This window comes from Bacteroides sp. UBA939 (assembly GCF_002293435.1).
GTDB lineage: Bacteria > Bacteroidota > Bacteroidia > Bacteroidales > Bacteroidaceae > Bacteroides.
In genome coordinates this window covers 3,644-17,639 of the sequence record NZ_DBDF01000079.1, presented here as the reverse complement: position 1 = coordinate 17,639, position 13,996 = coordinate 3,644, and the positions used below count along the sequence as shown (strand labels likewise).

6 protein-coding genes are annotated in these 13,996 nt (G+C 47.7%); 1 reads left to right on the top strand and 5 read right to left on the bottom strand.

The window, feature by feature from the left end; genetic code table 11:
* Positions 1 to 457: 457 nt before the first annotated feature.
* The 4 genes from B2Z67_RS05485 to B2Z67_RS05470 all read right to left on the bottom strand — a co-directional run bounded on the left by B2Z67_RS05485 (position 458) and on the right by B2Z67_RS05470 (position 9,566).
* Positions 458 to 976 carry a hypothetical protein gene (locus tag B2Z67_RS05485; protein ID WP_291528812.1) on the bottom strand — a complete coding sequence of 173 codons (519 nt, stop codon included), beginning with the start codon at positions 974 to 976 and terminating at the stop codon, positions 458 to 460.
* Complete coding sequence (locus tag B2Z67_RS05480; RefSeq protein ID WP_291528811.1) at positions 964 to 4,335, bottom strand: DUF6443 domain-containing protein; 3,372 nt, start codon at positions 4,333 to 4,335, stop codon at positions 964 to 966. Before B2Z67_RS05480 ends, B2Z67_RS05485 begins: the two co-directional genes overlap by 13 nt.
* 8 nt (positions 4,336 to 4,343) lie before the next feature.
* Positions 4,344 to 7,172: an RHS repeat domain-containing protein gene (locus B2Z67_RS05475; RefSeq protein WP_291528810.1), complete on the bottom strand. Its 2,829-nt coding sequence runs from the start codon at positions 7,170 to 7,172 to the stop codon at positions 4,344 to 4,346.
* 66 nt (positions 7,173 to 7,238) lie between these two features.
* Positions 7,239 to 9,566, bottom strand: coding sequence for a TIM-barrel domain-containing protein (locus B2Z67_RS05470; RefSeq protein WP_291528809.1), 2,328 nt, complete (start codon positions 9,564 to 9,566; stop codon positions 7,239 to 7,241).
* A gap of 426 nt (positions 9,567 to 9,992) precedes the next feature.
* Between B2Z67_RS05470 and B2Z67_RS05465 the strand changes: the two genes are divergently transcribed.
* A complete protein-coding gene (locus B2Z67_RS05465; protein WP_291528808.1) occupies positions 9,993 to 12,614 on the top strand; it encodes a hypothetical protein in 2,622 nt (873 codons plus the stop codon).
* Between the two features lie 49 nt (positions 12,615 to 12,663).
* On the opposite strand, the gene B2Z67_RS05460 is transcribed toward B2Z67_RS05465, so the two are convergent.
* Positions 12,664 to 13,941, bottom strand: coding sequence for a glycoside hydrolase family 71/99-like protein (locus tag B2Z67_RS05460; protein ID WP_291528807.1), 1,278 nt, complete (start codon positions 13,939 to 13,941; stop codon positions 12,664 to 12,666).
* Positions 13,942 to 13,996 lie beyond the last annotated feature (55 nt).

Here is a 13,996-nt window from a genome sequence, read left to right as displayed (position 1 = left end):
TTAATTATTTACCGAAGTATTGAGCCATAGATCCAAAAACAAAGTTTATTAACTGAAATCCCAATGCATGGAATGCCAGCATACTCAATAATACCCTGAAAGTTGTCTTCATAAATTATATCTCCTCAAAATTTCTGTTCCAAATATACTCCTTTAACTCCAATATATTCCTTTTCAGATTAGGCAAATTCTGTATATGTTGTTTGAATACAGAGTCCGCTTCTTCTTTGTTGATATAATTAAATTAAGGCATCAAGAAAGCCTCTTTCATATATCTTCGAATAAAAGGACTTTGGAGTGTCTTTCAACCACCTGAACTTTGCTGAATGTAATAGTTTTGAAGAAGTAATCTTACTTCGGGTTTCCTTCCTCCCATAACCTGCATTCAATACACGATTCAGGTGGTTATGGTAAACGTGTATCCCGAGAGAGTCGTCTTAGTTACAAACATTAAGAACTAAATTGAAGTATTTTTTCTATCTTGTTCTCGTTGTTTTTTAGTTTTATACTCTCCACGTGCGTACACCCCAATCCATTTATCATGATCTGCAAATCTCCAAATAAGGAAAGCAAAAAGGAAAAAGAAGAAGGAAACGCAAATCTGTACTAAATAAAGTTTTTGTTTATATGAAGAATTAGGAACTCCTTCCATCATACTAAAAGACGGAATAACAGAATTACAATAAACTACTGCAGAATCAACATTTACTATCATATCTTCAGCCAAGAAAGGATGTTCATCATTATAAGTGTGATTATCAAAACTATATTGATATTTCAATACTATTCTATTCCTTTTTGCAGTAGTATCATTCTCCAATGTATATGAGTAATGGTCAACTGGTATATATTTAAATATATTTCCTATGCCATTATACATTACAGACATAATTATAGAATAGAGAAGTGCGCTGCCACTAATAAAAAGCCACAATCCCAAGGCTGATTTATATATTACTCTTATTACTGTTTCCATTCATCCTCCGTTATTTTTAATGAAAATTCTGTTATACTAGAAGTTCCAGCATTAATCTTCCAAATAGAGTTCGTTGTATTTTTGCCTACTTCACCCATTCCTTTTGTTATTTGATTAACGGCTGCACCTGTAGTTCCTGCAGATGCCCCCATTTTCCCTAAAACAGTAGCTGTGGAATTTATATTGTTCGACATTGTTTGCTGAATAGATTTAGTAGAAGTCGTAGCCATTTTTCCCAAATTACCAGCGATACCACTCGCTACTCCCCCAACTGCACCTGCAATTGCTCCATTTACAGCTTTATTAGAGAAGTTTTCTGTGGAGATCTCAATATTTTCTTTAGGTGATTCGAAAATCTGTTCGACAACCTGTCCGACAACATCTCCGACAATAGCGCCACCGGCACCACCGATACCCCCTGCAGCAGCGCCGATTCCCAGAACAATTAAAGAACCTCCTCCGGTTGCTACGGCACTTCCAACTGCCAAATCAACGGTAGCACCTGTTATTGCACCTGAAACAGCACCTTCTGCAGCACCTGCCAATACATTCCTACCTTCTTTATAGGCTCTATATCCACCTGCTATACCACCGAAAATTCCACCTATGACAGTGCCTACAAATTTTCCATCAGGGTCTACAAATTTCACGGGATTATTTAAACAATAGGAATAGGAAGACCAAGAATAATACTCCTCCGCCAACGGATCCATTGTGGTGAACCGACCCAATGCCGGGTCATACATCCTCGCCTGTGAATCATACCAATTCAGCCCCTTTTGCGTATCCAGTTCTTTGCCACTGTACTTGTAAGGCTGCGAAGACGTCTGTGTACCTTCGGTGAAAGACATTCCGAACGGGTAGTAATGATTGCTTTGCACAACTGTGCCGCTCGCATTGGCAACCACCCGGACATTGCCCTGATGATCTGTCAGGTAGAAGTAATACGTACCGCCCTCAATGTAACCACCATCAAAGAGGATACGCTTCAAAGCATCGTTTTCATAGATCACATTCCCGCAGTAATCCGTTCCCTTTCCGCTGATGTGTGTACTCACCTTTCGCCCGTCGGCAGCATACACGTACGTGTTGGTTGCTGAACCGAAAGTATTGGATATCGTCAGGGAACGGGGCAAATTTAGTGCATTATATGATATGTTGCTTATTCCTTTATTTAAATCTTTCGTCAGGTTGCCGTTTTTGTCATAAACATACTCTTGGGCGACGTTGGTGTTGTTCCTGAAATCCATCGAAGCGGAAAGGCTAACGCCTGTTACCGTATCTTCAGCCTTTGTGAGTTGATTGCCCGAATAAGTCATTGTCAGGTTGTCGATAACGCCGTAGGTAGAGGTTCCGGTATTGCCTCTACGAGTGAGCGTTTTGATGTTACCTTGCTTGTCGTATGTGTACGAGGTATTGAAATAATCCTTTGCGACTGCATTCTCCAGATAGTTTGCGGCGGTCAACCGGGAGAGATTGTCGTACGTGAATTTGTATCCCCGTGTCTTGGCTGTTGTAGTACTGCCGGCGATTTTCTCTCCGGATACTGCCCAGCTCATGGCGGAGATATTTCCGTTGTAGCAGGGAGTACTGTTGCTGTAGGTATCGTTGTAATACAGCGTTTGGCTGAATAAAGGATTACTTGAGGACTTGAGCCACGAACGTACGTTGTAGGTATAGGTGTTTGTTAGTGCTGTCTGCCCGTTGCGCTTGTTGCTTATCAGTTGTCCCAGTTCGTTATACGTGTTATTGGTCAGCGTAACGGTGCTTCCTGAATTCAACTTATGGGTAACGGTCTTTAATCTATCTGCATGGTCGTAGGTGTACCCATATACTTGTGTCTGGGTGGTTTTTCCCGTCGCTGTATGCGTATGCGTCACGGTACTTGGCTTTCCGGTAAAGGTGTAAGTAGTGGTGGTGGTATCAAACCCGCCCATGTTATTGGTAGCGATTGTTTTTTCCAATCGTCCTTTCGCATCGTAGTAATATACGGTGTAGAGCTTTATATTGTTATTCTCCAACAGCAAGGAAGTTACGGTGCCCGTTAGTTTCCCTTTACCACTATTGGGAGAAGCGGGTGTTGTGAAACTACTATGATTGAATCCACTCAGTTGTTTGAATTTGTAGTTGTCGTAGTAATTCACGGTATGCACAGTGGGTTCCACAGTATGTAACCCCGGTATGTAGAGTGACATGTTGGGGCTATACCCGCTACTTTCAATACCAGTGGACGATATGTAGCCATTAGTACCGTACGATAGCGTAGTAACCATCATAGATGATCCCAGATACGCTATTGAACCTGCCAGTTGGCAGATACCTTCCACCACCGGGCGGTTGTATGCGTCATACAGATAGAATGTACATAGTCCGGGACTCTTTGCTGCCTGCTCGCCATCTTGAGTATAGGTTAGCCTGTTGCTACGGTCGTAGCCGAGTTTCATCCAGCCGGTGCCCGGGAGCTTTTTCTCAGTACAACGATTCCGGTCATCATATTTATAAAGGTAAGCATAGAGCGACAATACATCTGTGCCGGTTGTGTTGTCTGTCCATGAGCCGGTGGTTGTCATAAGGTCGGACGCTGCGGGAGGAAGTACCGCACGCTGGTTACCATACGAGTCGTACACATAGTACGTATCCTGATAGGTGGTTCCGCTGACCACCTGTCGGGTAAGCAATACTTGCCCCCGTTTGTTATGGAACTCAAGGGTAATGCCTGTGCCATCCTCATCCGTAATGCGGACAACGGATAAGGTATAAGCCGGGTAGTATTCTTTCCCCGCCTGAACACTGATTTGAACTGTAGTGCGTGTATCTGTAGTACGATACCATCGGCAAGCCAGTTCGCCGCTCGCCGTATTTTCGAGGTATTCCGTCTTCACCCTCTTGTTATTGTTGTGCCAATCCTGCCCCGGACCGTACTGCTCGGATATGCGCCCAAGCGGTGCTCCGTCGTAAACGGGTTTGGAGTAGGCTTTGCTGTCGCCATACAGAGAGGCGGAGCGAGATTGGACGGTGCTCAGTGAAACAGGTTTCCCGTTGTTGCCAGACGTACTTAAGCTTACCGGAAGCCACGAAAGGGATTCACGCCCCGCTGCGTCATATTCCTGATATGTCACCATGTCGCGTTTTGCCGGACTGGTTCCCACTCCGACAGTTTGGAAAGGACGTCCCAAATCATCGAAGTACTGGTAAGTGGTAATGCTGTTGTCTACTGTCAGATTGGTAGAGGAGCTTGTGACTACTGTCGGCGCAATGGTTTTTACCGAATTGTAGTGCGTAACGGTCTGCGCCCTCAGATTGTGCGGAGGGATAATGCAGAGCGCAATCAATATGATGTATAATATATTTCGTTTCATAATCCTTGTTATTCGGTTGTTTTATAGTCGTATTGGTAAGTCTCTATAACATGTTGGTTTCGGTCTTTCACGGTTTTCAGACGACCGAAGTTATCGTATTCGTAATAAGTGGAGTTTCCGTCAGGCTCTATGATACGAGACAGCTTCAATGCTACGTTATAGTAGAGCGTGGTAAGTCTGCTATTCGGCATAGTGGCATTGTCTCGCAAAGCCTCTATGGCTTGCATGTCGGCAGTTGAAGGAGAGTCGGCTCCCGATACTCTGCTTACTAAATCCTGTCCCAATAGGGTGATGAATGAATCGCCGCCTTTTAACTCGGCTATTGGTCGTTGCCCTTTGTAGCTCCACAAATATTGAGTCTGTTCCAAGTCGTCTTTGTACACAGTTGTAGGATTTCGATGTCTATCATAACTTCCGTATTTGATACGAGCTTCATAATAGCCCAATTGCTTCACTTGATACAAGGCGGTAAAGCCGTCCCAATCTTTGTATTCATTCGTGATTCTGTCTACAAGCAGACCATCCTTGTATACGCTCTTCTCCAACACATGGGCGTGTTTGTTTCTCTTATACATTTTGTCATATAAACTATTAGAAGGAGACTCATTCCAATAATCGCTGATGTATTTGTATCGTGTAGTGACTTCGCTTCTGTCAGACTCTATCAGCGTCTCCTCGCTTACCTGTCCAAGAGAATTGTAGTTGTAGCGGGTCACTCTACTCACTCCATCCTTGTATTCTGTTGATTGTGTCACCAGATATTCGCCGCTGGTGGTGGTATAGTTGTAGTAGTCGTAGAGTGAGCCGTTGGCTTCTCTACAAAAATCAGGGTATCCATTACCTAAACTGTTGTCGTGTCCTAATACTAAATTGGAGTTGGGTCCATAAATGTGAACATAGGGCAACACCCGCAGGTTTAAGTAGTCTTTACGATTGAACTCTTGGTATGTATTATTCAAAGAATAAAGCGTTTTTCCCGTACGGTCTGTTATTCTTTTACTCTGTAACTTTCCTAATCTCCAAGTGTATGTTCGTCTGGGGTGTTCGGTTTGATTACTTCGCATGGTACTATTATAATATTCACTTGAATCCATATAGTCAGAGAAACTATACTCCGTCTTTGTCTCGTATGCATTGGATGTGCCCGTATATTCCGTAACAGACGGATAAACTACTGAACTGCCCGGCTCAAAATAACTACGGATAGGGAATGCGCCGTATGCGGTGACATGCGTTATACTATTTAAAAATACCATTGAATAATCCCCAGCATTTCCACACTCTAACAAGATGGATTTCGAACAAAAGTCTCTAGCATTAACAGGGTGTATCACTCTTCCTGAACCATATTCATACCATTTCTTTTCCAGAAGTTTACCGCTTTCATCGTAATTCTTTATCTCCTTGATACGTAGTCCGCCATACACTTGGCCGCCGTGGCGATGAGCCTCGTAGGTAAATATGGAATAACCCTTGGTAGGATAGGTCATCTTTTCGAGCATACCCTGTTCCATAATCATTTCATTGGGAGTACGGTCCATTCCCGGGATATCGGGACGCCCCAATGACACATTCTTAAAGTTGGGTACATACAGACTATGATTAGTAGACATGCTGTTGTAATATCCCCAATAGTCAATGCCGCACCTTTCATCAGGTTTGGTTCCTTTGTATTGCATCTTGTAAGAATACACGTGCTTACCCAATCCATCGTTGAAGTTTACAGCATTCAGGTAGGCGTGGTTGGTTTTATCAAGCGTGATAATTTTTATCAAAACATTATCTTCATATACCTCTATCTTCTGTAGCGAGCGTATCTTGGTGGTATCATAGAGGAACAGCACCTTGCCACCTTTATAATTAATCTCTTTCAGGATAGGAGTATTGTACTCTTTGTGAAAAATTTGAGCTGGTCCTTCTACAGAGTATTCATACGAAGGGTGCCCTGACGGGGGACCTATATGCCAGTAGGATTTTTCTTTCTCAACATATTGTTGGTTTATATATGGGCGGCAAACCTTTTTATCCGAACTTGCCCCTCTATTAATCTGTTGATATACAAAATTAATAGTCTCGTTACCGTCTGCCGAAGTGATCCTTGTCAGGTAATGAGTACAGTTTCTCTCCGCATTATAACTACCCAAACCTTCGGTTTCTGTGATTCCAAATACATAGTTGTTACCATGTTCATCGACGGCATAAGCTGAAAGAAGGTCTGCGGAAAGTTTCAGGAGGTCTGACGGTGTAGTAAAGTCAGTATAGGCTCGTATTGGATTTTCTTCCATTTTATAAAGCTGCCCGTTATGCCCTGGAAATGAGAAATTATACAAGTCGTACTCCGAATCAGAAAACCACCCTTGGATTAAATGACTATACTTGTTACCCTCCACCGCATAGTTCAATTTTATCTGATCATGACAGAATTGCCATGGTTGATATCTCTCAATCTGCGACATCTCCTTGACAAACGGTTCTACTCTGTTGACGTTTTGTGTTATCCGGCTACTTGTTCCTCTTGCATTAAACGTCACAGTTCCGCCCGCTATCAGCGTCCAGCCATACCCCAATTCCATAGGCAGGTCATCGTACTTCAGCCCGGAAGCATGATACTTAAACTCAATAGGCACAGTGAGGCCTCTCGAATTGATAGTATAAATAGGAATAGTGATGTCCACAAGCCCTGTGTACAGGTTAGTGGGATAATACCCGAAGCGGTCTATCATAGTAGCCTTGGGCGACGGGGTCATAATCTCTGGTAGTGATGGGAAGTCGGTAGACTGCCCCCACGTGTTGATTGCGCATAGTGCGCATAAAACAATAATAGTAACCTTTTTCATTCTCGTTCTTTTTTATGTTTATTGAAATTGAGTTTATTAAATTTAAAATTGAGGGTTTATCTTATATCAAATCCCTTTCTTCACTTCCTCCCCCTCATACTCCACCTTTATATTATACGCTTCATTATCCAACCCCAAACCACCTTTCCTTTGTCCATCCACAACAACAACCCGGAAACTGCGTTTCTGCAACATCCCCTCGTAGCCACCCTGCCGGGGATGAACGGTGAATTCCCTGCTACTATCATTCCACGTCATACGAACGGTAGTATATTTCCCTTTCTCATAATTATAATTATCCCCCTCGTCCTCATACAATACAAACTCGGCATCCGCCCCGGGATAAATACGGATTTGCAAATCATCCCACGACTTCTCAGTAGCATATTGCACCGAAGGTCCCACAGGAATAATAGAACCCGCCTTCACATAAAGCGGAATCACATCCACAGGAGCCTCCCGCGTAATCTCACGCCCCCCTTCCTGCACCTCACCCGTCCAGAAGTCAACCCACTGCACCCCTGCGGGCAGATACAAAGAACGGCTTCTCACCGCACTCGTTACAGGCGCCACCAGCATAGACTGCCCAAACATGTACTCGTCACCCACGTCCGCCACACGCTTATCCGCCGGAAAATCAGAGAACAGCGCACGCATCAAACTTCCACCGCCGGAAGTAATCTCCCACGACGTAGAATAGATGTAAGGCAACAACCGGTAACGGAGATTTATCATCTTCTCCTGCGCATCGAAAGCCCAGTACCCGCGTTCGCCAAACTGGAATATCTCGCGCGGAGTATGCGTACCGTGCGAACGCATCATCCCGGTGAAAGCGGCAAACTGCATCCACCGCACATACAATTCATGGAACGCCGTGTCCTTCACACCCTCCGGAAACTTATTGGCAGAGAAGAAACCCCCGATATCAGAGTTCCAGTAAGGAATCCCTGTCAACGAAAGATTCAACGCACCCGATATCTGATTGCGCAACACCCCCCAGTCCGAGATTACATCCCCCGACCATGCCTGCGTAGCATAACGTTGCTGACCGGCAAACGCCGAACGAGTCAGTATAAAGACCCGCTTCGCCGAACTCACCCGTCGCTGATGCTCGTAAACACCACCCACACTCACAAGCGGAAAAGCATTGCGCACCTTGCGGAAAGAACCCATATAAGTCTGATAATCAAAATCCGCATCCTTCGCCGGACTGTGCTCCGGTTCGGTTGCATCAAGCCACCAACCGTCCATCCCGATGCTGAACATATTCCTGTCCATGTACTTCCAGAAAATCTCTCTCGCCACCGGGTCGTACGCATCATACACCCTCACGCCGTTCTCCTGCGGGAAAGTTTCATGTCCCATCAGCTTATTCAGCTGCTTGAGTTCGGCATATATCCCCGTCGCCGGACCAAAGGAAGGCCATACCGAAATAATAGCATGGGCATTCAGGCGGTGTACATCTTCCATCATCTTCCCGGGGTTGGGGAACAGAGGGTTGCGGAACTCCACGGCATTCCAGTTCTTGTGGTCTTCTCCCCAGTAACGCCAGTCCTGGACAATACCGTCCAGGGGAATCCTCAAGTCACGATACTTCCGAACCACGCCCACCAGTTCGTCCTGACTGACATAGCGCTCCCTGGATTGCCAGAAGCCGAACGACCAAAGGGGAAACATCGGCACCTGCCCGGTCAGGTCGCGCAATCCCGCCACTACTTTATCGGCACTGCCGCCATAAACGAAGTAATAATCGCACAAGTCGCCTACCGCCGAGTCGAACGACATTCCCTGTTCATTGTCAGCGAAGGTGGTAGGCGAATAATTATCCCAGAACAGTGCATATCCCTTGCTCGAATGAATCAGAGGAATGCAGATTTCCATATTCTCCTGTTGCAGGAATACGGTCTGACCGCGCTGATTCATCCTGCCCTGCTGGTGTTGCCCCAAACCGTAAATAGCCTCGCCGGCATCCGGCAGGAAACTCTGGCTAACCCGCAATGCCGGACTCCCGGCATCATCAACCGGAACGAAACCAACGGACGAAGCCTTTTCCTTCAGCAACGTCCTGCCTTCCTTATCCGCAAAACTGATTTGACGTAACGCGGTATCCAGAGATACGATTAATCCGGAAGTGACAAGCGCCACCCGGCCGTCTTCCTGCCGCCATTCGTACTCCACCTTCTCCGGTTGCTTGACTACCGTGAGAGACTGCTTCTGCGGCACCGCCCCTACAGGATACTTTTTTACTCTGATGATGGAAGGCGAGAAACACTCCAATTCCACACACATCGTTTCCGTCTCTACTTTCAGCCCGTTGGGCGTGCGCTGTACTGCCTGTCCCCATGTCGGGATAAGTTGTACACACGCAAATAAGAATGCTACTACTTTTTTCATATTAATCATATTATAAATGTCTTTCAAGATTGAGGTAAATGAGAATTTAACGGTGACTTACACACAGAGGCACAGAAACACAGAGTTTTTTCTCTCTGCGACGTAGTCGCCCTCTCTGTGTACTCAGGTTCTCTTCTTAAAAGAAAGATAAACTCTGTGTCTCTGTGCCTCTGTGTTCGAGCATAAATCATTATCTGTAACACAAAAGAGAAACCCTGTCCCCTCTGTGTTTTAACATACAAAGTTAACCGTCCCACATTAACAGAATCATAAATCTGCGATTAACAGCACATTAAAATTGGCATAATAACAGCCTTTTTATAGAAAAAGACAAGTTCTTACCGAAGAAATCGGCATTGAACTATTGTTTTTCGCTAAAAATCATTACTTTTGTCCTAACTAATACTTCTACTAAGGACATACAAGATGAAAAGACCACTATCCATTCTTTTTCTATTATCCATCTGGCTACCCTCAATTGCCCAACTTCCTGAATATGGCCTGCACGTGCAATCGTACCCGCTTCCAAACAATAAGTTTACCAGCATGGCATTAGAGAACGGAGAATTGATAGAGACCAACGGAGAAAAGATAACCTTGAACTTCAATCTCTGGGTAAGAAAAGACAATGTGTTCGGCACCGTATTCCGTATTATTACCGACAAGCATAAGAACATTGACCTGATGTACAGCGTCAGCGGAAACGACAAACGTTTCCCCATTATAGTGACCGGCGACACCGTAACCGCCTTCCCGAAAGAAGCCCGGCTCGATACATGGATTCCCGTCAGCCTGACGCTCGACCCCAAGGGTGGAAATATCACCGCACTGTACGACAGCGTGCAAATCGACCTCAACTATCCCGAACTTGCAGGTACACAAGGCCTGCGCATCGCCTTCGGCTACTGCCCGTTCGAGGGTTACTCTTTGCTGGACGTGGCTTCGGTGAACCTGAAGGACATCAGCATCAGTCGCGGAACCAAGGAGATACGCCTGTGGAAGATGGCGCGTCACAACGAGGATGTCTGTTACGACGAAATATCCCACGCCCCGGCTGCCGGCACCAATACACAGTGGATTATAGACCAGTACATTACTTGGAAGAAAATCTACTCGCAGAACTTCGCCACCTCCCCCTCCATCGCGTTCGACGCTGTCACGAGCACCTTCTACATGGCCAGAGACAACAGGAAGCTATACGTTTTCCAACCGGACGCCAGGACAGTGGATAGCATACAGGTGAAGGGAGGAGAGTTTATGGCCAATTATCCCAACCAGCTTATCTACATTCCGCAACGCCGCCAGTTGCTGTCCTACAATCTGAATGAGAACCTCTTCTCCGCCTTCGACCCCGCTACCCAAAGCTGGAAGGGAACGCAAACCCCGGTGATGGAGCATGATTACTGGAACAATACAATCGTTTACAATCCTGCGGACTCTTCCCTGATTAGCTTCGGCGGGTACGGGCACTACCATTACAACAACAAACTGCTCGTCAGCTATCCTTACGAGGAGGGCAAGGCGCAGTATCACGTGAACCTGACAGATATCCATCCCCGGTACTCTTCCGCTTCGGTCGTTGTGGACAGTGTGTTGTACATCTTCGGCGGGCGCGGCTGTCCGTCCGGACGGCAGGAGTTGTCGCCACGCAATTACTATGACCTGTATGCGGTGAACCTGTCCACGTTGCAGGCGCGCAAGTTGTGGGAGGCTTCGGATTTGTCTGATGACATTGACTTCCAGCCTTGCGAGAACATGGTGTACGATGCGGAGGAAGATTGCTTCTACCTCTTCGGTACGCAGCAGGGGGGCACGTTGATGAAGATAGACAGGGCGGAGCCGGGTCTGGAGTTTATGTCCTTGCCGCTGAGCTTGAACCTGGACTACCAGTATCTGTACTGCAACCTGTACCACTCGCCGGGAGAGAAGAAGTTGTACCTTGCCCTGCATCAGGCGGATGTGAGGGGGAAGGCGCATCTGGAAGTCTATGAGCTGAATTATCCTCCCATCTCGGTGTCTTCGTTCAAGCAACCGGACTTTACGGCGGAAGAGAAAAGCAGCGGTAGGGCGATATGGATTATCCTGGGGGTGTTGATTGGTTTGGCGGTTACTTACTTCGGGATAAGGGCACGGCTGAAGAGCAAGGCGATAAAGGCGCAGCAGGAGGCTGAGGCGGCTGCCGTTGCCGATGCCGGCGCTGCCGGAACCGCCTCTTCCGGAACAACATCGGTAGCGGAAGATGCCAAACGCATGCCGGTGATAAATGCAGAGATAAAGACGGAGATAGCGATAAAGACAGAAACCGCGGGGTTCCACAATTATGACTTCTCGAAGGGATGTGTCTGTTTCTTCGGCGGCTTCCACGTGGTGGACAAGGCGGGGAATGACATCACCGGCGGCTTCACGCCCAACCTCAAGGCGTTGCTGATACTGCTCATTCTCTATACCGGAAAGGATCCTAAAGGGATTATCGGCCACAGGTTGATTCAGTTGTTGTGGTACGACAAGACGGAAGAGTCTGCCAAGAACAACCGCAACGTGTACATGAGCAAGCTGCGCAATCTGCTGGAGAAGGTGGGCGACATCAGGATACTGAACCGCAACGGCTTCTGGAGCATACAGTTCATGGAGGGCACTATCTGCGATTACCTGGAGGCGCTGCATTTGTACAAGAACAATGATAGTCAGGACTTGGAGAAGCTGCTCGAGCTGCTGCTGCGCGGCATGATGCTTCCCAACATGGAGATAGACTGGATTGATGCGTTCAAGAATGATTTCTCGAATGGTACTATCGACTTGCTTTGCCGTTTGTTGAAGCGGGAAGACCTCTCGGATACGCTGAGGCTGAAGATAGCGGATACGTTGTTCCAGCACGATTACATCAATGAGGAGGCTCTCTGTGTGAAGTGTCGCATCTTGTGCCGACAGGGGAAGAAGGGGCTGGCGAAGACGGTGTACGATGCGTTCTGCAAGGAGTATGCGGCGTCGATGGGGACGGAGTATAAGTACTCGCTGATGCAGGTGATTGAAGAGGTAGCGAGTGATTAGCGTAGTTAGTGGTTAATCACTAACTACGCTAACCACTAATCACTAAATACTATTTCCGCTTCGGCTGCTCCATCTCCAGCCCCTTCTCCCTGCGCAGCATCCTGCCCGCTTCCCCCACCAGCCACAGGTAATGGTCGCTCCCGACCTCCTCTTCGATGGGAACAAACGTGCTGCCCTGCTGTCCCTCGGGAACTTGCTTGGCGCACTTGAAGATAGCCGTCCCCTCGTCAATCTCATCGAACATCGCCACGTAAATCATCTCGGCGCCGGCAGAGATGGCGCCTGCGAGCTGCGCCCAAAGGAATGACCCCTTGTTGCGCGGAATCGGTATGCTGTTCTCCTGCCCCTTCATGTTGCGCCAGGAGAAGCCGGGGAAGGCTAACGGGGCGTAATCCACACGGTTCTGCTTCGCCCAGGCAAGGTCGCTTTCGATGAGGAGGCGATAGTGCGGATAGGTCGCCTCGTTGTAGCGGCCTACGAACCAAGGCATGATGATGTCGCACTTCCTGATAAGCTCGTGCAGGCGAGGGTCGGACTCGGTGTCGCCCGACAGCGTCCGCCAATGCGTGGGCACTCCGAGCATGACGCTGAAACCCTGCGCCTTGAGTCCGTCGATGATAGCCTCCGCCTCGTCCAGACCGTAGTGGCGGCGGTCGTTGAAGCCTACGCCCCAGACGGTGACCAGGGGTTTGCCGTTGTGGTAGAGGTAGGAGGAGTTCTTGGAGCGGTCTTTCAGCGAGTGGCGACGGGCGATGTCGGCGATGTCGGCGAGCAGAAGCTGCTCGTCGCCGGGGCGCATGCCGCTCAGGTCGTACATCACGCAGATGGCGCGGCGGTACTTGCGGGCCGCCTGCATGGAGGAGTTGAGGACGGTGTTGAAGTGGTTCAGTCCGCTGGGGTTGCGGATTTCGGCGATGAAGCGTTGCATGAAGACGCCGTCCAGGCCGTAGTCGCGCATCCAGCGGAAGTGGGTGTCGACGGTGGAGGGGTCGTAGGAGGAGAAGGTGTAGGCGGGCGTCTGGTCGGGGAACTTAAACTCTGTCTTGTACAGCTTGCGGTATTCCGAGCAGTCGGGCCAGAAGTCGATGGAGCAGGAGCCGGGGCGGAAGCCATCGTGCCCGCTGTAGTGGTACCAGCCTCGGCCGGCGCCGTCGTCCGGGGCGTTGAACCAGCCCTGGTAACCGGCCATGACGAGGCCTTTGTAGGAGTCGTAAGTCTTGTTGCCGGTTTGCGCCACGGCGGCTGTCGGTGATAACAAGCCTGTCGAGAACAACAAGCTTGCGGAAAATAACAGGTACGCAACGATGCGTGTGAATCTTTTTACCATTGTTTCTTATTCGTTTAATTGTTAATCAGTACTCATAAGTAGCTGTTCATAATTA

Bases quoted from the DNA above. Each gene is read 5' to 3' on its own strand.
- B2Z67_RS05475 (WP_291528810.1), bottom strand. From the start codon at position 7,172: ATGAAAAAGGTTACTATTATTGTTTTATGCGCACTATGCGCAATCAAC.
- B2Z67_RS05460 (WP_291528807.1), bottom strand. From the start codon at position 13,941: ATGGTAAAAAGATTCACACGCATCGTTGCGTACCTGTTATTTTCCGCA.
- B2Z67_RS05485 (WP_291528812.1), bottom strand. From the start codon at position 976: ATGGAAACAGTAATAAGAGTAATATATAAATCAGCCTTGGGATTGTGG.
- B2Z67_RS05480 (WP_291528811.1), bottom strand. From the start codon at position 4,335: ATGAAACGAAATATATTATACATCATATTGATTGCGCTCTGCATTATC.
- B2Z67_RS05465 (WP_291528808.1), top strand. From the start codon at position 9,993: ATGAAAAGACCACTATCCATTCTTTTTCTATTATCCATCTGGCTACCC.
- B2Z67_RS05470 (WP_291528809.1), bottom strand. From the start codon at position 9,566: ATGAAAAAAGTAGTAGCATTCTTATTTGCGTGTGTACAACTTATCCCG.